The following is a 20,128-nucleotide window of genomic DNA, read 5'->3' as shown; positions in this document are numbered from 1 at the left end:
AAAGATAGTTAACTATTAAGTAAAGACTATTACCATAAACTTATATGCATTAAGATGTTAAGTTTAGTTGACAAATTTCCATCCTTACTTGGTAGAAAGCAGTTTTTATTTCAAGTATACTGTTTTTGCTAGGTAATTTTAAAGAAGAAAAGGTTGGTGATTAATATGACATTAGGTGAAAAATTATTTGATTTACGTAAAAAAGCAGGTTTATCACAAGAAGAGGTTGCTGATAAATTAGGCGTATCTAGACAGGCAGTTAGTAAGTGGGAAACTGGTCAAACAATTCCAGAACTAGCTAAAGTAAAACCATTGAGTGAATTGTATAATGTAAGTTATGATTATCTTATTAGTGAAAGCCCTCATCTTAGTGGTGATGTTACAAGTATCGAAATGATAGTTGATGAAATTGATTGGACTAGTGCATGGAGTAAAAAGTACCCGATTTTAGCATCCTACAACGGTATACAAGGAATAAATTCTTATTGTGAGCAGATATTTAAGTTGTATGATGATTGTAAAAAGGAATTTAATTTTAATGATGAAGATGCTGTTTTGGTTTTGAAAGATATTCTTTATCAAAAGTTTAAAATGTCAAAAAAGAAAACCAAGTAAACTAGACAGAACCCTTAGCTATTCGTAATGTTACAATTCAGTATAATAAGTGAAAAACAAAACATTTTCTGAACACCACATTATTCAAATTTGAATTTTGGGGTGTTTTTGTTCGCAATTCCAATATAATATTTATATAATTTCTTCCTAATACTAAGCATTGAAAATAGTTATGGCTTTTATATTGAGTTATATTTTACGAGGCAATATTTCTATAACAAACAGTTGGATTAGAACACATAAAAGGAGGCAGAACCTAGAAAATGGATTATGTGAAATACATACGTGATAGAGTCGGTCATGATGAAATAAACCTAACAGGCGTAAATGTATTAATAATAAATAAAAATAATCAAGTTTTACTTCAGAGGAGGGGAACATTTCCGTATAAATGGGGATTAGTTGGGGGAATTACGGAATTAGGGGAATCTCTTGAGGAAGCTGCTATTAGAGAAGCGAGGGAAGAGACTGGATTAAATATTAGCAAATTAAACTTACTAGGAACTACATCAGGAAAAAAGTGTTATATAGAGTTCCCAAATGGTGATAAAGCATACTTTATAACTGTTGGATATTTTACTAAAAGTTACAGTGGTGTATTGCAGATAGATAACTTAGAAACTAAGGAATTGAAATTTTTTGATTATGAAGAATTACCTGAAGATATACCCGATAGTCATAGAATAATGCTTGATAAATATTATAATAGTTGATAACTATAGAGAGAAGGTCAAAATGGAAGCCTATGATGTGATATTATATCTAACGCCGGTAAGATATAATATCACATATAATAGTATGTCTTTGAATATAAAATAATTATGAAAGTTCTGTGAGATGAGTCCAATATCTCTTAGGCATATGACGATTACGCAATCTATGGTTCTTACGTTCTTTTATATTAACAGAGGTATAAAAAGTTTTCCAAAGGACTTCGAATTCATTATCTCCGACGGAGTTGGTAAGAACTTTGGAATCTTCTTTTTTAAATTCAGTTATAATAGCGGATTCTTTGTTATATACAATTGCAAGCTCCCTTTTTAAATCATGAATTACAAAGTTTTGATCAGAAAATCTTACAGTAAAATGATCGAGTATTAAAGGTAAAATATTATGATCAGGTTCTATAGATGCATAAAAAGTTAATGGTGCCACTTCTTTAAACCTTACAAAACCAGTTAATCTGTGAGCTTCATTAGTAACTTTTCTAGCATATTTATCAACTAAAATTATAATATCATTATTCTTAGCTAAATTAATATTTGCACCATATTTATAGCAAAGTTTAAGATATTTCAAAGCAAGAGAATCAGAATCTGGGATGTCACTAAGATATAAATAGTAGACATTTGTTAAAACTTCTTCATTAAGCTTTTCTACAATGCTTTTATAAACTCTATCAAATTTATCGTACTCTGTTGAAATGTTTGAAACTTCATTAATAAATGAGGCAACATAATCTCTAGACTTCGTTATAATACAATCTCCTTTGCAGCTATAAGTATAAAAAATAGCAGTAAGTAAGCCTTCAAAAGTATTATCGTATATGTATTCTTTCAAAATAAAATCCTCCTTAGAGTTCACCTGTAATTGAAGTAGATTTATCATTTAATAAAAGCAATTTGTCGTTTAAGGACTCTTTAGCAATGCCTAGATTACTTGTTTTATTATCAAAAAAGCTTAATTGCTCAGCATTTTGATCTATTGAATTTAAGTTAAATTTGGGAGTAAGAGCGTTTCTAATACGCATATCATCGAAGGCTACTGCTCCATAATATTTACCTTTACAAGTAATAAAATATTGAGCTCTTTTCATAACAACACCAAGCTTTTTTAGATCAAAAAAGTTCAACAAATTAATTCTACGTGAACTTACTATTTTTTGTGCACTACGTATTCCAATGCCAGGGATTCTTATAAGAGTGTTATAGGGAGCTCTATTTATTTCAACAGGAAATAGATGAATATTATTTAAAGCATATGTTGTTTTAGGATCAAAGTTAATATCAAAATTAGGATTCTTTTCATTTAGTAATTCATCTGCTTTAAAGCCATAAACTCTTAATAACCAATCGCCTTGATATAATCTATGCTCTCTAAGAGTAGGCGGATTTTTAACTTCAGGAAGATTCGTACCACTATTAACAGGAACATATGCTGAGTAATAAACTCTTCTTAACTCAAATTTGTTATATAAGCTTTCTGTTAGGTTTAGGATGTTTAAATCACTTTCTTTTGTAGCTCCAACAATAAGCTGAGTACTTTGGCCACCGGGTACAAATATAGGTGAATTTTTATATTTCTTACGTTCATATTTGTTTATAATAATATTATTTTTAATATCACCCATAGGCTTTAAAACATCATGTTTATTTTTTTCAGGTGCTAATAATTTAAGAGATTTTGATGAAGGTAGTTCTATATTTACACTCATTCTATCTACAAGGGAACCAGCTTTTTTTATAAGTCCTTCATCAGCTCCCGGGATTGCTTTTAGATGAATATAACCCCTAAAATTATGTTCATTTCTTAATTTGTGAACAACTGTTGTAAGGAGTTCCATGGTGAAATTAGCACTTTTAATAATTGAAGAGCTTAAGAATAAACCTTCTATGTAATTACGTCGATAAAAATTCATAGTTATATTAACAACTTCATCAGCAGTAAAAGAAGCCCTCTCGATATCATTAGATCTCCTATTAATACAGTATGAACAATCATATATGCAATAATTTGTTAAAAGTATTTTAAGTAGGGATATACATCTTCCGTCTGGAGTAAAGCTGTGACATATACCACTTGGAGCAACTGAACCAATGTTTCCTTGTTTTGAACTTCTGTTTGAGCCGGAAGATGAACAAGATACATCATATTTAGCTGCACCAGCTAAAATTCTTAGTTTTTCTTTTATTTCCATTTTTATCACCAATCTTTGTATTTTTATAAATTAAGTATAACTCATTACCTTCAAAAGAACAAGTGTTCTGTGGTAAAAATTAGATTTACAATGATGATATATAAATGAAGAAGACAATAACTTACATTTCGACGAACGAATTATATATTAAATTAATACGGATTTGCAGTATATAATATAACTCAGAAAAGAAAATACACATTATACTATGATAATTTTACGATGCAACAATTAAAAATATGGTATAAAAAAACTGAAAAGCAATGCACGTATTTATGTGTAGGTGAATACTCTATTAATGGTGAAATTTTATTAATGGAGGTATTCGTGTGGGATATTATATTGGAGTAGAGCCCAATGTAAAAATTTATGTAGAGGATCTTAATCCAGAAGGCAAGAAAACAATCTTGTTCTTACACGGTTGGCCAGGAGATCACAATTTGTTTGAATATCAATTTGACAAGCTTCCAAAGATGGGATACAGATGCATTGGAATAGATACCAGAGGATTCGGGAATTCAGATAAACCTTGGAGTGGTTATGATTACAATCGATTATCGGACGATGTGAGATGCGTAATTGAAGCACTTAAATTAAAAAATATTACCTTAGCGGGGCACTCCACAGGAGGAGCGATTGCTATTAGATACATGGTGAGACATAATGGATATGGGGTATCTAAACTTGCTCTTTTTGCTGCTGCTGCGCCAAGCCTTGTCCAGCTTCCATATTTTCCTTATGGACAAAAAAGAGAAGCTATAAATGAAATCATTGAAGGAACATACAATGACCGGCCAAATATGTTGAGGAACTTTGGAGAAATGTTTTTCTTCCAGCATATAACTGAGCCATTCTCAGATTGGTTTTTTCAATTGGGACTTAAGGCAGCAGGTTGGGCTACTGCAGAAATTGCAAAAACTTGGTTAAATGAAGTACTATTTTATGATCTTGGAAAAATAAACGTTCCAACTTTAATTCTTCATGGAATCCATGACAAAGTCTGTCTTTTCCCATTAGCTGAAGCACAAAGACAAGGCATTAAAAATTCCACGCTTGTACCATTTGAATTTAGTGGCCATGGAGTGTTCTATGATCAAAAAGATAAATTCAACGAAGAATTGACTAAATTTATAGAGGAATAAAGTTTTTTGTAGCTTCTTATTTATCTATGGTAGTAGAACTTAAAAATATTTATAACTTGTAAAGAGATGCCAATTAATAAATCAATTGAACTATATAAGCAAAATACCGTATTATTCGGATGTGTGAATTTTACGGTATTTTGCGTCGCACTTAAAAAGCAATAAGGCTCTGCTATAAAAATATAATAGAGTCTAATATTGAGCATATTGCGAACTAACTAAGAAAAATTGATCTTTGAAAATTGAATAGTACGGTATTTACAATATATATGTAAATTATAGTACTTTTAGTTTATATTTATATTAATGTATAATTATCTATTTATTAAATTAGTAGATAATTAGGAGTTGTTTATAAAAACCATAATATAGTTGTAATAAAATACGGAGGAGAAATTATGAAAATTACAGATAGTATCTATGGTGAGTTTGAGGTTGAAACAATTTTAGAAGAACTTATAAAAATAAAAGAGGTACAACGATTAAAAGGGATTCATCAGGGTGGAGCAAGTTATTTGATTAATTCTGAATGGAATGTTACTAGATATGAACATTCTATTGGTACAATGTTGTTTATAAGAATAATGGGGGGGAGTATTGAGGAACAGATAGCAGGTTTATTACATGATATTTCTCACACTGCATTTTCACACGTTATTGACTTTGTTTTTAAAAATAGTAATGAAGATTATCATGAAAAAATATATGATGAAATTATTCAATCTTCTAATATCCCTAAAATACTATCAACTAATGGATATGATTATAAGGATATACTTTTAAATGAGTCTAAGTGGACAATACTTGAAAAGAGAGCACCTAAATTATGTGCAGATAGAATAGATTATACATTAAGAGATATGTATCATTATGGGTTTATATCAAAAGATGAAATTAAGACATTTTTAAGTAATTTATCTGTAGTTGAAGGAGAGATAGTAGTTAATTCTGTGGAAATTTCTGAATGGTTTGTAGATGTATATTATAAAGAGGTTATAGGATTTTTTATGAACCCATTGAATGTATATGCTTATGATAGATTATCTAAAGCATTAGAAATAGCAATTAAATTACATGAAATTACTTTAGAAGATTTATTAAAAGAAGATGGGTACGTATATAGTTTACTAAGGAATTCTAGTTCAGAAGAAGTAATAAACTTAATTGAATCAATAAATAGTCAAGTAAGATTAATAGAAAATAAAGATAAATATGACATATTTCAAAAAAATAAGATAAGGCTAATTGACCCAACTATAAATATTGGTGGGAAACGCTATAAAACTTCAGAAAAGTCAAGTGTTGTGAAAATATTAAATGAGAAGGCATTAAAAAAGTCTGAGGAAGGTGTATTTATTAAAATAGGATAAAATTATTATTAAGCAGTATATATTTAAAATACCGTATTATTCAAAAGAATATACGGTATTTTTTAGTTCGCAATTCAAAAATAGTAAGACTCTACTATTAAAATATGACAGAGCCTATTCTTAATTATTATATGTATCAATCTTTAAATCCAAATATATAGATGTTTTTTGAAAATGAAATAGTGTGGTGATTAAAAAAGCACTTGTTCCTTTATCGTAGACGGTATTAAAATAAAGACACTTATATTTTTGTAAACAGCATATAAGTAATAATATGCAATATGTGTTATAATTTAAGCCGAAACTATAAATTTTTACGTTAAAAGGAATCCTAGAGTTTCCTTCAGCAATTTTATAATATCAACACTATTCTTAAATAGAACCTATTATTATAAGGTTATGTTTAAATGAATGTTGAAAATTGACATATTATTAAAGATATACTATAATTAATCAATGTATACGATTTCAAGTTGGCATTGTCATAAATGTCAACTCCTTGTTTTGAGATATTTGAAAACTATCAGTATCTCAATGAGAGAAGTTGTTTTCCTATTTAGAAGAACTGTTTATATTAAGTTCACAAATTTGTTAAGTAAACAAGGAGTGGATAAATTTCCACTTGTCAAGTGAAAGGTATGAACATATTGTTGTACTGAAATTGTAGAAATTAATATTGTATTAAGTTTCTTTTAGATACGTAAAATAATCTTCAGAACTCAAATTGTTTCGTAATCATATGACAATAGAAATTAATAGTTAGAGGAGAGTAAAAAATGGACAAAGATTTATTTCATTCATTGGAAGGTAAAAATATCTATTTTAAAGCACTAAGTACAAGTGATGCTCAAGCTATACATGATTATGCGTCAGATAAGGACGTTAAACGTTTTATTGGATGGAACTTAATGAAGACCTTAAATGAAACTACTGAGTTCGTTGAATTAATGATAAACCGTGAGTTAGCAGGTACTCATTTATACGCTTCTGTTGCTTTAAAATCAACTCAAGAAGTTATAGGGACAGTTATGATTTTCAATTTTGACAAACAAGCCAATCAAGCTGAAGTTGGCTATGTTTTTCATAAAGACCACTGGGGCAAGGGGTATGGATCAGAGAGTCTTGCTTTGGTAAGTGATTTCGCATTTGAATCACTTAACCTTCACAAACTCCATGCTAGTGTAACGGATGCCAATATTGGCTCTGCTCGTATATTAGAAAAGAACGGGTATAAGTTAGAGGGAAGATTAAAAGACCACTATTTTATAGAAGATAAATATTATGATTCATTACTTTTTGGCAAAATTCAAGCTAAATAAGAAATGTAAGTTTGTTTATATGTTGAGGCTTTGCAATACTAAAATGAAACACAACTTGATTTTATTAAAAAATTAAAGAGTATTGTGTAGTTTTCAAGTTATAGGTATTATTAAGAATAATTATTGTAGTTACTTGGGAATATTCTAATTTAACGTAAAAAGTGAAAAAACAAACAATTTATAAAAGCACTGTATTATTCAAATTAGAATTTTACAGTGTTTTTACGACGCAATTCAAATATTATGTTTACATAAAATAGAGGAAATGATTGATGCAAATAATCATAGAATGTAGATATTTAATGTAGATAAAATGTATTTATTGTACCATAATCTAAATAGGTTATAAAAGTATTTGATTTAGATCCTTGTAAACATGTCAGAAAATTAATTTTAACTAGTTGCTATATCTTTTGAATAGGACCAAACTAGGTTTACTTAAGTTTAGTCCTGCTTTAGAATCAGGAAGCACTAATTCTAGAGAATTAATTACTCCTGAATTAATTGACAAAAAAGAAATGAAGTGAATTTATGGATATCGAATTTATAATAAATACATATGGAAACTATATTTTCAACTATGCTTTAAAATTAGCGTGTGATCCATCTCTTGCAGAGGATTTAACACAAGAAACATTTATTAATGCATGGAGAAAGAACGAAACCTTAGAGAACCCCCAGGCAATTAAGGCTTGGTTGAGAAAAATATGCTTTAATAATTTTCTAATGAAACAAAGGAAGAATAATGGTTATAGTGAACTACTTGTTGAGGATATTAATCTTCTCGAAAGAGAAGCCAGCTTATATGTTGACAATCCTCCAAAACCCGAAGATGAGGTTATTGTAGAGGAGTGTATTCGCGATCTACAAAATGGCTGTTTTCTAGCAATGGTAAGGCGACTCACATTACATCAACGGATGGCATTTTCATTAATAGACATGTTTGGATTGTCCTTGGACGAAGTTTCAGAAATAATTGGTATATCCAAAAGTGCAACTAAGGGACTTCTTTATCGAGCTCACCTAAATTTAGATTCATTCTTTAGTAACCACTGTAGTCTTTTAGATTTAAATAATCCTTGCTGCTGTAAAGCTTGGATTGAGTTCTCTAAAACAAGAGATAATTTACAAAAGAACTCTCATAAACATAAATTGATCACAAAGCTAGATTATACAGAATCAAATTATACTTTTAACAGTGAAGTGCGGAGGAAAATAAACTTCTTATATAAAAATATGCCGGATAGAAAACCTTCTGAGGAATGGTATGAAGAAGTTACTAATATAATAAATGAAATGTATATTGATAAAAAATAATTTGAGTTTTTTGTTGAAAACGTGACTCTCCTCTTTTTGTTGCATCTATATAAGTGAAAGAAAATATTTTTGTTTTATTAGAGGAGGAAGTGTAATGAATAACTACCAACAAGCTGTAAAGGAGTTAGCTCCTTGTGGAAATGACTGCTCAAGGTGTGCAAGTTATAAGAATAGCAAAATAGTACTGTTAAGCAAAGAGCTTAATGAGAACTTAGAAAACTTTGAATATATGGCTAAAAAAATAAAAGACTTTAAGCCTATATTTAATTACTACGAGCAATTTTTATCTATTTTAAATCATTTTTCAAAGGGCAGCTGTTCAGGATGTCGTTCTAGTCATAAGACTAAATGCCAATGCAGTATAAATACATGCCATAAAGAAGAAAAGGTAAACTTTTGTTTTGAATGTACAAAATACCCTTGTAACCCCACAACATACAATGAAGCTATTTCTAAGCTGTGGCAGAAGAATAATGATGCCATGAAAAATAGCGGTGTTGATAACTTCTATATTGATCAGAAAGGGGAGCCAAGGTATTAGATTTGCATAAAATTGTCAATTGGTGTAGGTTTCTTATAACAATAACCAGCTATTGTCAAAAAAGCTGGAAGGTCCAAATGCCATTTAAGGAGAAAATGGGCAGTTAACAACTATAAATTGCTTAATTGATTTTTATCTTGTAAATGAGATGCTTATATCTAGTTTTGGATATTGGAACATTGGGTTGGAGTGCATAATGGAGATATTATAAAAGATGAAAAAGGAAAATCATATATTATTGGACTTGCACAAAGTTTAGCATGGGCGATGAGAAAAAGGAGGAGTAAATAATATGAAAAAAGGTGATAAGGTATTTGTAAGAATTGATTATAAAAATAATGAATTAGAGCCTACACCAAAAGATTTTCAAGACCACGTGGAGTATCTAAAAGGAGTTGCTGCTGAAAGATATTTTGTTGGAGGTGGATTCGCTAATACTAAAGGCGGGATGATTATATTTAAGGCTAAAGATTTAGAGGAGGCAAAAATAATTGCTCAAAAAGATCCGATAATTGAAAGAGGTCTTTATAGAGTTGAGTTATATGAATGGGATTTACTTATATTATCAGATAACAATTAGATGTATTACTTATTTCGTTTATGTTGCAAAAATAAGTTTTAGTATGGAAATTCATTGTGTGATTTTGAAAAATAAGGAGTTTGTACTAGAGTCAAAAAAAGTAACTTTCTTAACTCTCTCGCCATTGACTTTTTAGACTCATAATAGTACAATGAAAATAATTTGAGATTTGAGGTGAAAAGATGATTAAATTTTCTTGCTAATTTTTAAAGTACAATATGATAAAAAGATAAGCAGATGTGTTCTGTTTGTTTTGTTGTACTTATGCAAGAAAGTTGTTCTTTTTTCTCTTAATGTATACACTTGTGTTACGCTATGATGATTAGCTTAACTGCGTATATTTACGAGCTGTAAGAATAATAATTTCTTGCAGCTCTTATTTTTTTATAAATAATTAGAATTAGGAGGATGAATAATATTATGGATACTAAAGACACTATGCTAACACATGATGATCTTCATATAGGGCCGGACACTGTAGGCGAGATTTATATGAAGTAATACCAGGTCGCCTAATGTTCCGACTTTGTTATTTGTACTATTAATTTAATTACAAAGGAGGACAAAAATATGTCTTTGATAAATGTTACAAATCTGACCTTCGCTTATGAAGGCAGTTATGATACTATTTTTGAAAATGTAAGCTTTCAAATTGATACTGATTGGAAATTGGGTTTTACCGGAAGAAATGGAAGGGGAAAAACTACCTTTTTGAATCTTCTATTAGGCAAATACGAATATACTGGAAGTATATCAGCCAATGTAACTTTTGAATATTTTCCTTATGAAGTGCAGGAACAAGAAAATTTCACAATAGATATCATAAGGGAAATCAGTCCGAATTCAATGGATTGGGAAATAATGAAAGAATTATCCTTGTTGGATATAGACGATGATGTTTTATACAGACAGTTTCAGTCACTATCAAAAGGAGAGCAGACCAAAGCATTGCTCGCTGCTATGTTTTTGAAGGAGAACTCATTCTTACTTATTGATGAGCCTACAAATCATTTGGATGCTGAAGCTAGAAAAAAACTTAGTAATTACTTGGCGAAAAAGAAAGGATTTATTCTGATTTCACATGATAGGTATTTTTTGGACAATTGTGTCGATCATATATTGGCTATTAATAAAACTAATATTGAAATACAGAAAGGAAATTTTTCTTCATGGTGGAGAAACAAAGAATTACAAGATGGTTTTGAACTAGCAGAAAATGAAAAATTGAAAAAGGATATCAACCGACTTTCAAGTTCAGCAAAACGTACATCTGCATGGTCAGATAGTGTGGAAAGCAGCAAGTATGGAACTACTAATTCTGGAAGTAAATTAGATAAAGGCTATGTTGGACACAAAGCGGCAAAAATGATGAAGCGAGCTAAAAATATAGAATCCAGACAACAAAATATGATTGAAGAAAAATCAAAACTTCTTAAAAATATTGAATCTAATGAAAGATTAAAAATAGCGCCACTTTCTTTTCATGATAATAAGCTTGTGGAACTAACAGATGTTTCAATTTGTTATGATGATAGAATTGCTTGTGAAGGAGTAAGCTTTACCGTAAAGCAGGGTGAAAGAATTGCTATCCAAGGAAAGAATGGTAGTGGAAAATCAAGTATATTAAAATTGATTTGCGGAGAAGATATTACTCATAGCGGAATAGTGATAAAAAATAATCAGTTAAGAATTTCGTACGTTTCGCAGGATACATCAGATTTATATGGCAGTTTATCTGAATATGCATATAAATACTGTATTGATGAAAGTTTATTTAAATCTATTCTTAGAAAGCTTGATTTTTCAAGAGAGCAGTTTGAAAAGAATATGGAGGATTTTAGCGGAGGACAGAAGAAAAAGGTATTGATTGCAAGAAGTTTGTGTGAAAAGGCACATTTGTATATTTGGGATGAACCATTGAATTTTATTGATGTTATTTCTCGTATGCAGATTGAGAAACTGTTACTTGAATATCAACCGACAATTTTATTTGTTGAGCATGATTCTGCATTTTGTGAGAATGTCGCAACAAAAACGATAAAATTGTAATGAAAATTATAATTAAAAACACATATGATTTATATAAAGAAATGCTGGCAAAGTCGGATAAAGAATGATTAAGTTTTTATATACGCGTTCTCCAAAATATAATAGCAAGAAAGATATTATAAAGAGCAAAAGCTTATTGGTACAATATTATACTTCTCATATTAATACAAAATTAAAGGGTTTTAAAGTTAGACAAGTAATCTATGTATAACCCTTAGGAGTATTAAAATTCAATATAGACTAGGGAGCCGTAATTATATGGCCCTCTAGTTTATTTAATTTGCATTACCTTTCTAATAGTATAATCTTATAATTTAAAGTTTTCGAACCTTCATTACTTACAGTAGCAAATGAAGCAATAGCAATTTTTATATTTTAAAAGATTTAGAATATTATTCACTGACTATCTTGACTTTTTTGAAAAACCACTGATTATATTTTTGTGCTAGATAGAATGTAATAAAGAAAGTAATCCAAGTTATAAACCAACTCCAATGTATATATGTAAGAATATCAGTGTATCTTTCTTCAATTACCTCAATAATTGTTAGAATAGTACAGTAATAAAAGTAGTACATAAATTTAGCAGGAACACTTTTCTTTTCAGGATAATTAATTACAAATATGGAACAAATAGCAGGATATAAAAAGAACTCAAATAAAAAACTTGCTTTAGTTGCATATGGGAAAAATCTAACAGGGTATTCAATGAGTCTATATTCTACAACTGCTAAACCTACTGAACATGTTATTATTAGTTTAAATAAATAAGCCACATGTGCTTCACGAATTTCATCTCTAGGAATGAATCGAAATAATAATATAGTTATTAAAATCCCCTCAATAATATAGATTGCATACTCCTTGTTCAAAACAGCCTCCTTTTGATTATTCATATTTCATAATAAATTCATAGCCAAATTAAGAATTATCTACATCTAATTTTCTAACACCAAGAGCCTTGTGAGACCAGAGGATATCCTTGACCATCTCCAACTGACTCTCTATACACTGTATTATGATAACTACCTCTGTTCCCCTTCTATCATTTTGTCTATCACTATACCTTTTAGTTATGATTAACTTAATAATTAGACCCAAAGCAAAACCTATAGATATAGCAATTAGCCCCCATAGTAAAGGCCCCCATTTTAAGACGAAACCATATATTCCTCCAAATATTCCGCCTATAACAGCAAGAATAGCAGGTAAATCAAACAAACTTAGTCCGTCAGAGCTATGAATAGAATCAAATAGCACTCTTTGTTCACCTTTTTTATCCATAGAAACAGCCATAATATTCTCTTTCTTAACTCCTTTCATCTGAATTGCTGTAATGGCTAACTCTAAATATATTGAATGCTCAAAGGTAGAAATAATGTACATATTATCACCTCGTATGTTCTTTTTTAATGGTATTACAAAGTTTGGATTTTGGTAGTCTCTTTCTAAAAACTTTGACTGCTCCCAATCAAATAGTTTGTTATTTTCAACTGTATTTGCATAAGCATCATACATAGCGAAAAAGTACACTGACGGGACATTTAAAAGCCACTGCATATTTAAGGTAGATTTTGATTGTTGAAAATCTCCTAAAAAAGTATAATGCATTGCTGGAAGGAAATTAGCATTTAAACATAGAATTATCCACCAAGTAACAAGAAAGAATGCTGTAATAAGCCTATGAATATATAGTTGACCTGCACCCGGAATCAACAATGACCAAATTGTTGAAATCCATGGATTTCTTTTATCTAAATAATTTATTTCTATTGCATTTATTTTAAAAGGCTTAATTTCTGCATCTTCTCTAGCAGCCAACATATATGCATGGTTTAAATCAATTGTTGTCCTATAACTATCCCAAATGGAGAATAAGTATGCAGGTATATAGAAAGACATCCACTTAATATCTACAACTTGCTTAGCCCTTTCAAAATCTCCTATAAAAGAGTAAAGAATCAACAAATTAATATGTGCATTATAATTTACAATTACTTCCCATATAAACAAAAGGAATCCTCGTAAATACTTTGATAATAACAAATGTCCCATGCCCGGAAATGCCACTGACCAAGCAGCAACCACAAGTGGATTCCGTAAATGTAGTTGGGTTGTTCCCAATAAACTAAGATAGGCTACGCCCCTTCTTGCAAAAGATTCACCATATTTTAAACTGCTCATTTTAGCTCCTCTAATTATATATTCTCTTAGATTATTGACATGTTTTCAATTATTAAACCAAAGCCTTCGGAGGAAGATTTTAGTTAAGAAATATCTTACTGTTTTGTTTTAACTAATGTTAACTATACATTGATTCTATAGTTTCAAACTATTGAATTTTATAATAAGTGTAAAAGACCTTTAATTTTTAATACCACATTATTAAATCATCAAAGAATATCGTCCATATCTTCTACATAAACAGTTACAGGGTAAATGTTTATAGATAATTAAATTTATGATGCTAAATAGCAAAATTAAATAATACTACACTCATAAACATTATAATATTGCAAAAAAGTATGTTATATCTAAAAAGTTTTACTTACATCAACCAGTTTTTATGTGCTAAAATACTAAAAGTACTCCTATATTTTTGTTTGCTAGAAAGGGGGGAATATGTCGATACATAGACTATCGGATTTGTCTAGGTTTCCTGATTGCATTGCACTATCTGAAACTGGAAGGTGCACAAGACTAACTGTTTATAAGTGTCAGGGGAAAGAGTGTACTTTTAAACGAACATACAAAGAAGAATTTAATTCACTTCAGTGCGCATATCAGCGTTTAGCCAGTCTTGGAAGATCAATACAAAGTCATATTGCCCAAAAGTATTATGGTGGTTATATGCCGTGGAGGGAATAACAGCTTCTTAAGAAATTTAAAAATAAAATATAAGATTAATATTCTTTTAAGGGATGTTATATATAAATTTATGAAAGAACATATGTAAACGTTTACTAAATAATTGCGTTATATATTAGGATCATATCCGAAATAATATAAATTTAGTCAATTACGTTGAAAATTCATAGTGAAGGAGCAAGTGAAATGTTTAATGTTGGAGATTTAATAATATATTCAGCACAGGGGATTCGTCGTATAGATGATATATGCGAAAAGACATATTTGGGTATTACAAAACAGTATTATAGTTTACATCCAGTGGGGGATTGCAGATTAAGTATAAGTACTCCTGTGGATAATGATAAGGTGATAATGTTAGAACTTGTAAGTAGGGAGGATGCAGAAGAAATTCTAGAATCTTTTAATCTGCCAGGTATTGCTTGGATAGAAATGGAGAGTCAACGAACTCAAATATATTCTAATACTGTAAAAAAAGGAAATCGTAAAGAAATTGCTATGATAGTTAATACTTTGATGAAGGAAAAGATTAAAGTGGAAAAGGATGGACGAAAATTTCATGAAAGAGTTAACAAAAAATAAGGTTGCGCCGCCTTTTAAACAAGCAGAATTCGATATAATGTACAATGAAGGTATTTCAGTGGAAGGTAACTTAATAGATATAGCAGTTAATGAAGAATTAGTTGAAAAAAGTGGAGCATGGTTTTCATATAGAGATGTAAGACTAGGCCAGGATAGAGAAAATTCTAAGTTGTATTTGAAAAATAATCCTGACCTGGCTCATGAAATAGAAAATCTAATTAGGGAAAAATATAATCTACCATTAATAAAGCATTCAGTTATGGATGAAAGTATGTAAACGTACCAAAATATTTTATTATATTTTTAGATTCCTAAAACTTTATAGTGCTTTATGTAATAGAAGCATCATATATTTCTTATGGGATTTATTAATCCTAAATATACGATATATGAACAATAGTAATTTATTAATTAGACACAGATCATCTTTTCGAATAAGAGAGCAGTTAAAGTTAAAAGCACTATAAAAAAATAATTGACTTGGAGTTGAGTCGAAGGAGTATAATTGCTTCAGAGACAGTAAATTTCAGAAATTGGAGGATTAAATATGAGCTTTAATATGTATATACCAACAAGGACTTTATTTGGAGCAGGTCAGTTAAGCAATCTAAAAGATCAGGCTATGCCAGGTAAAAAGGCAATGATTGTGATTTCTAATGGAAGATCTACTAGGGAAAACGGTTATCTTGCTAGAGTGGAAGAACAGCTAAAACTTGCAGGTGTTGAAACAGTTGTATTCGATAAAGTAGAGCCTAACCCATTGAAATCAACAGTTATGCTAGGTGGTGAATTTGCCCGTGAAAATGGTTGTGATTTTATCGTGGCACTAGGTGGTGGAAGCCCTATGGATGCATCAAAAGCAATTGCAATGATGGCAACAAATTCGGGAGATTTATGGGACTATGTTCAGTCAGGAACCGGAAAAAGAAAAACAATTGAGAACAAACCGCTTCCTATAGTAGCAATTACAACAACGGCAGGGACAGGTTCTGAAACAGACATGGGTGCAGTTATAACAAATGAAGAGACACACGAAAAAATCGGCATTAAAGACCCTGCGTTTTTCCCCGTTTTAGCTATTGTAGATCCGGAACTTATGAAGTCAGTACCTCCTAAGTTCACAGCTTTCCAAGGATGGGACGCTTTATCACACAGTATGGAAGGGTATATCAATAACAAAGTGAATTTAATGAGTGATATGTATGCCATCACTGCAATTGAAAATATCAGTCGATATCTTGCAGGAGCAGTAAAAGACGGAAACGATATGGAGGCAAGAGAAAGAGTTGCTTTTGGTAATAATTTGTCCGGTGTAGTAATGTGTGTTGGTACATTATCTAGTCAGCATTCATTGGAACATGCCATGTCTGCATATCATCAGAATTTACCTCACGGAGCAGGTTTGATTATGCTTAGTAAGGCATATTTTACTCATTTCATTAATAAACATGTTTGTGATGAACGTTTTATACGTGTGGCGAAAGCAATGGGTATGGAGGACGCGAAGGAACCTATGGATTTCATTGCAATGCTTTCAAAATTACAGGAAGAATGCAACGTTGCAGATTTAAAGATGTCCGATTATGGAATTAAGCCTGAGGAATTTGAAACGTTTGCATATAATGCAAAGGATGCAATGGTTGGGTTGTTCTTAGCTGACAGATGTGAACTGAGCATAGAAGATTGTGTAGCAATTTACAAAGCATCCTATAAGTAAAAATTAATTTATTAAACTATAAAATCTGGCGGTGTATTCGAAAAAATGCGTCGCCAGAAATTTTTAAAAAAACTCTTGACGTGGAGTAAAATCAAAATGATAATGTGTGATTCCACTATCTTATCTTTTGAAAAGATTGACAAAAGTAATTGTTATCCGTATAATTATAGACAAATAGAGTCTGTAATACCTTTTAAGGAGGAGATACTTTGAAATATACTAAAGCGACAAATTATGCATTACATACCGTTGCGTATATGATTTCACATGGTAAGACTGATAATTTAAGTTTACAAACACTAGCAAGGCACTTTAATATATCTGCTACCTATCTTTCAAAGATTTTAACGCAGTTAGTAAAGGCTGACTTAATTCAGTCAACTCCTGGTGCGAATGGTGGTTATGTTTTGCGTAAAAAGAAAGAGGATATTTCATTTATGGATGTTATTAAGGCAACTGAAGGAACTGGATCATTATTTAATTGTGAATTACATGAGGAGGAAGGCGAGTGTCGTATTCTCAAAGTAATGGAAGAAGCAGAAAGTGTAATGGAGACGTATCTGCAGAATAAAAAGATCTATGAACTAGTGCAAAATAGAATGACTAATGAAATAGGTAAAGAATAATTTTTTTACCTACTCAGTCACATTATGCGATTTTTTATATTTTAATTACAGATATTAAATGCCTGCAATATATATGTTAGAAGGGTATAAAAACAGATATCTACAGATAAAGTAACTATAGGTGTTATCAGCACAATATCATATTAAAATAAAACACAAAGGAGAGAGGTATATGACAGAATTTTGGGAAGAAAGTTTTATAGAAAAACAAATGATGTGGGGGCATGAACCTACAGACTCAGCAATCTTGGCAAAGGACTTTTTCCTTGAGAAGAAAGTTAAGGACATATTAATCCCGGGTATCGGATACGGTAGAAATGCGAAGATTTTTTTAGACAATGGAATTAATGTAACAGGTATTGAGATATCAAAAACAGCCATCGATTTGGCAAGACAAAACGGACTTGATATTAGAATCCATCATGGTTCAGTAACTGAGATGCCTTTTGATAACAAACTTTATGACGGTATATTTTGCTTTGCGCTTATTCATTTATTGGATGAACATGAAAGAGAAAAATTAATTAGAGATTGCTATAGTCAGCTAAAGCCAAATGGATATATGATTTTTACAGCTGTTTCAAAAAAGACCCCAATGTTTGGAAAGGGGAAACAACTGGGTAAAGATCGATTCGAGAGAATAGAAGGCGTAAAAATGTTTTTTTATGATTCTGATTCAGTAAAACAAGAATTTGGAAAATATGGACTAATAGAAATTTCAGAAATTGATGAGCCGAGTAAAAATGTAGAAAATAAACCTCCGTTGAACTTTATAATTGTAAAATGTAAAAAAGAATGATAAGTTAGGAAATAAATAAAGATGAACTAATTAGATTTACAAAGTAATTAGTTCATCTTTAAAAGGAGGAAGTAAAATGGCAAGGAATTTTCCAGAAGGTTTTTTATGGGGAGGTGCAGTAGCAGCTAACCAATGTGAAGGAGCATACAATGAAGATGGTAAAGGGTTATCAACACAGGATATAGCACCAAGAGGTATCATGGGGCCAGTTACAGAGGAACCAACAGAAGATAATATGAAATTGATTGGTATTGATTTTTATCACAAGTATAAAGAAGATATTAAATTATTTGCTGAGATGGGTTTTAAAACATTTAGAACCTCTATTGCATGGTCTAGAATATTCCCAAATGGCGATGATGTAGAGCCAAATGAGAAGGGATTACAATTTTATGATGACTTATTTGATGAATGTTCAAAATACGGAATTGAGCCACTTATTACAATTTCACACTATGAGACTCCACTAGCACTTGCTAAAAATTATAATGGATGGGTAAATAGAAAGCTCATAGGATTTTTTGAAAACTATGTAAGAACAATATTTACAAGATATAAAGGTAAAGTGAAATATTGGTTAACTTTTAACGAAATAAACTCAGCAACACATTTTCCTTATACAAGCGCTGGAGTATGGACACCAAAGGAAGACTTAAGTAAACAAGACTTATATCAAGCTATGCATCATGAGTTAGTGGCAAGTTCACTCGCAGTAAAAGTTGGTCATGAAATAAATTCAGATTTTAAAATTGGATGTATGATTCTTGGCGTACCAAATTATCCATTAACATCGAAGCCGAGTGATGTACTTAAAGCTATGGAACAAGATAGGCAAAATCTCTTTTTTGCAGATATTCATGCAAGGGGAGAATATCCAAAATATATGAATAGATTTTTTAAAGAAAATGACATAGAAATTAAAATGGAGCCTGGTGATAAAGAAATATTGAAAAATACAGTAGATTTTATTTCCTTTAGTTACTATATGAGTGCTTGTGCAACTGCAGATCCAGAAAAGAACATAAAGGGATCAGGGAATCTTATTGGTGGAGTTCCAAATCCACATCTAAGAGCGTCTGATTGGGGATGGCAAATAGATCCAGAAGGACTACGATACATCTTAAACTTATTATATGATAGATATCAAAAACCTTTATTCATTGTGGAAAATGGTTTAGGTGCTGTTGATGAATTAGTAACAGATGAAAATGGAAATAAAACAGTAATTGATGATTATAGAATTAAATATCTAAATGACCATTTAGTTCAGGTAGCTGAAGCAATAGAAGATGGTGTAGAGGTAATGGGATATACTACATGGGGATGTATTGATCTTGTTAGTATGTCAACTTCAGAACTTAAAAAGCGTTATGGTTTCATATATGTAGACCGCAATGATGATGGGAGCGGGACTTTAGAAAGATATAAGAAGAAGAGCTTTTACTGGTATAAAGAAGTAATTTCAACAAATGGAAAAAGCCTAGTGGAAGGTTAGTGTATTTTCCCAAAGCCACATTAGTTTCTTCCGAAGAGTTACAATGTAGGGATGTTGTGACTTAATCTAAGTTTGGGAACTGTTTGAAGATTAGGCTTACAGTGTTTCATCAGCCTTCGCTTCAAGAACAGAATCTAATACTAATTCACATTTAAAAACCCCAATTATTTTCAATGTTTTCTTACAGAAAA

The 20,128-nt window shown here is 30.6% G+C and carries 19 protein-coding genes and 1 pseudogene; 16 read left to right on the top strand and 4 right to left on the bottom strand.

The window, feature by feature from the left end:
- The first annotated feature begins 165 nt into the window (after positions 1-165).
- The gene (locus AC0N0V_RS12720) at positions 166-615 is read left to right on the top strand and encodes a helix-turn-helix domain-containing protein (protein ID WP_474458294.1); all 450 of its coding nucleotides are present in this window, start codon (positions 166-168) and stop codon (positions 613-615) included.
- Positions 616-878: 263 nt separating this feature from the next.
- Complete coding sequence (locus AC0N0V_RS12715; protein ID WP_474458292.1) at positions 879-1,328, top strand: NUDIX hydrolase; 450 nt, start codon at positions 879-881, stop codon at positions 1,326-1,328.
- A gap of 106 nt (positions 1,329-1,434) precedes the next feature.
- On the opposite strand, the gene AC0N0V_RS12710 is transcribed toward AC0N0V_RS12715, so the two are convergent.
- Both AC0N0V_RS12710 and AC0N0V_RS12705 read right to left on the bottom strand, forming a co-directional pair.
- Complete coding sequence (locus AC0N0V_RS12710) at positions 1,435-2,175, bottom strand: TIGR03915 family putative DNA repair protein (RefSeq protein WP_474458290.1); 741 nt, start codon at positions 2,173-2,175, stop codon at positions 1,435-1,437.
- 13 nt (positions 2,176-2,188) lie between these two features.
- The gene (locus tag AC0N0V_RS12705; RefSeq protein WP_474458288.1) at positions 2,189-3,532 is read right to left on the bottom strand and encodes a putative DNA modification/repair radical SAM protein; all 1,344 of its coding nucleotides are present in this window, start codon (positions 3,530-3,532) and stop codon (positions 2,189-2,191) included.
- 329 nt (positions 3,533-3,861) lie between these two features.
- On the opposite strand from AC0N0V_RS12705, the gene AC0N0V_RS12700 reads away from it, so the two are divergent.
- From AC0N0V_RS12700 to AC0N0V_RS12670, 7 genes are all read left to right on the top strand, one after another.
- On the top strand, positions 3,862-4,674 hold the full coding sequence (locus AC0N0V_RS12700; RefSeq protein WP_474458287.1) for an alpha/beta fold hydrolase: 813 nt from the start codon (positions 3,862-3,864) through the stop codon (positions 4,672-4,674).
- Between the two features lie 398 nt (positions 4,675-5,072).
- The gene (locus tag AC0N0V_RS12695) at positions 5,073-6,044 is read left to right on the top strand and encodes an HD domain-containing protein (protein WP_474458285.1); all 972 of its coding nucleotides are present in this window, start codon (positions 5,073-5,075) and stop codon (positions 6,042-6,044) included.
- Positions 6,045-6,820: 776 nt separating this feature from the next.
- On the top strand, positions 6,821-7,363 hold the full coding sequence (locus tag AC0N0V_RS12690; protein ID WP_474458283.1) for a GNAT family N-acetyltransferase: 543 nt from the start codon (positions 6,821-6,823) through the stop codon (positions 7,361-7,363).
- Between the two features lie 531 nt (positions 7,364-7,894).
- On the top strand, positions 7,895-8,680 hold the full coding sequence (locus AC0N0V_RS12685) for an RNA polymerase sigma factor (protein WP_474458281.1): 786 nt from the start codon (positions 7,895-7,897) through the stop codon (positions 8,678-8,680).
- Positions 8,681-8,774: 94 nt separating this feature from the next.
- Positions 8,775-9,221 (top strand): DUF3795 domain-containing protein, encoded by a 447-nt coding sequence (locus tag AC0N0V_RS12680; RefSeq protein WP_474458280.1) that lies wholly within the window; start codon positions 8,775-8,777, stop codon positions 9,219-9,221.
- A 292-nt stretch (positions 9,222-9,513) separates the two neighbouring features.
- Positions 9,514-9,801 carry a YciI family protein gene (locus tag AC0N0V_RS12675; protein ID WP_474458279.1) on the top strand — a complete coding sequence of 96 codons (288 nt, stop codon included), beginning with the start codon at positions 9,514-9,516 and terminating at the stop codon, positions 9,799-9,801.
- 570 nt (positions 9,802-10,371) lie between these two features.
- Positions 10,372-11,850 (top strand): Lsa family ABC-F type ribosomal protection protein, encoded by a 1,479-nt coding sequence (locus tag AC0N0V_RS12670; protein WP_474458278.1) that lies wholly within the window; start codon positions 10,372-10,374, stop codon positions 11,848-11,850.
- A gap of 392 nt (positions 11,851-12,242) precedes the next feature.
- On the opposite strand, the gene AC0N0V_RS12665 is transcribed toward AC0N0V_RS12670, so the two are convergent.
- A complete protein-coding gene (locus AC0N0V_RS12665; RefSeq protein WP_474458277.1) occupies positions 12,243-12,722 on the bottom strand; it encodes a CBO0543 family protein in 480 nt (159 codons plus the stop codon).
- Between the two features lie 49 nt (positions 12,723-12,771).
- Positions 12,772-14,034, bottom strand: coding sequence for a hypothetical protein (locus tag AC0N0V_RS12660; RefSeq protein ID WP_474458275.1), 1,263 nt, complete (start codon positions 14,032-14,034; stop codon positions 12,772-12,774).
- 438 nt (positions 14,035-14,472) lie between these two features.
- Between AC0N0V_RS12660 and AC0N0V_RS12655 the strand changes: the two genes are divergently transcribed.
- The 7 genes and pseudogenes from AC0N0V_RS12655 (at position 14,473) to AC0N0V_RS12625 (ending at position 19,937) form a co-directional block, all read left to right on the top strand.
- The gene (locus tag AC0N0V_RS12655) at positions 14,473-14,718 is read left to right on the top strand and encodes a hypothetical protein (protein WP_474458273.1); all 246 of its coding nucleotides are present in this window, start codon (positions 14,473-14,475) and stop codon (positions 14,716-14,718) included.
- A gap of 186 nt (positions 14,719-14,904) precedes the next feature.
- Positions 14,905-15,300 carry a CarD family transcriptional regulator gene (locus AC0N0V_RS12650; RefSeq protein ID WP_474464525.1) on the top strand — a complete coding sequence of 132 codons (396 nt, stop codon included), beginning with the start codon at positions 14,905-14,907 and terminating at the stop codon, positions 15,298-15,300.
- Positions 15,284-15,577: pseudogene (locus AC0N0V_RS12645) on the top strand (recombinase RecA); the annotation flags it as partial. The gene AC0N0V_RS12650 and the pseudogene AC0N0V_RS12645, both read left to right, overlap by 17 nt.
- A 270-nt stretch (positions 15,578-15,847) precedes the next feature.
- Positions 15,848-17,017, top strand: a complete 1,170-nt coding sequence (locus AC0N0V_RS12640; RefSeq protein ID WP_474458272.1) for an iron-containing alcohol dehydrogenase — start codon at positions 15,848-15,850, stop codon at positions 17,015-17,017.
- A gap of 209 nt (positions 17,018-17,226) precedes the next feature.
- On the top strand, positions 17,227-17,643 hold the full coding sequence (locus AC0N0V_RS12635) for an RrF2 family transcriptional regulator (protein ID WP_474458271.1): 417 nt from the start codon (positions 17,227-17,229) through the stop codon (positions 17,641-17,643).
- Between the two features lie 172 nt (positions 17,644-17,815).
- On the top strand, positions 17,816-18,442 hold the full coding sequence (locus AC0N0V_RS12630) for a class I SAM-dependent methyltransferase (protein WP_474458269.1): 627 nt from the start codon (positions 17,816-17,818) through the stop codon (positions 18,440-18,442).
- A 76-nt stretch (positions 18,443-18,518) separates the two neighbouring features.
- Positions 18,519-19,937: a glycoside hydrolase family 1 protein gene (locus AC0N0V_RS12625; protein WP_474458267.1), complete on the top strand. Its 1,419-nt coding sequence runs from the start codon at positions 18,519-18,521 to the stop codon at positions 19,935-19,937.
- Positions 19,938-20,128: the final 191 nt, after the last annotated feature.

Source organism: Clostridium sp. CS1-1, from assembly GCF_056135525.1.
Note: the sequence above shows the minus strand (reverse complement) of the source record. Positions and strands in the feature narration are given on the sequence as shown.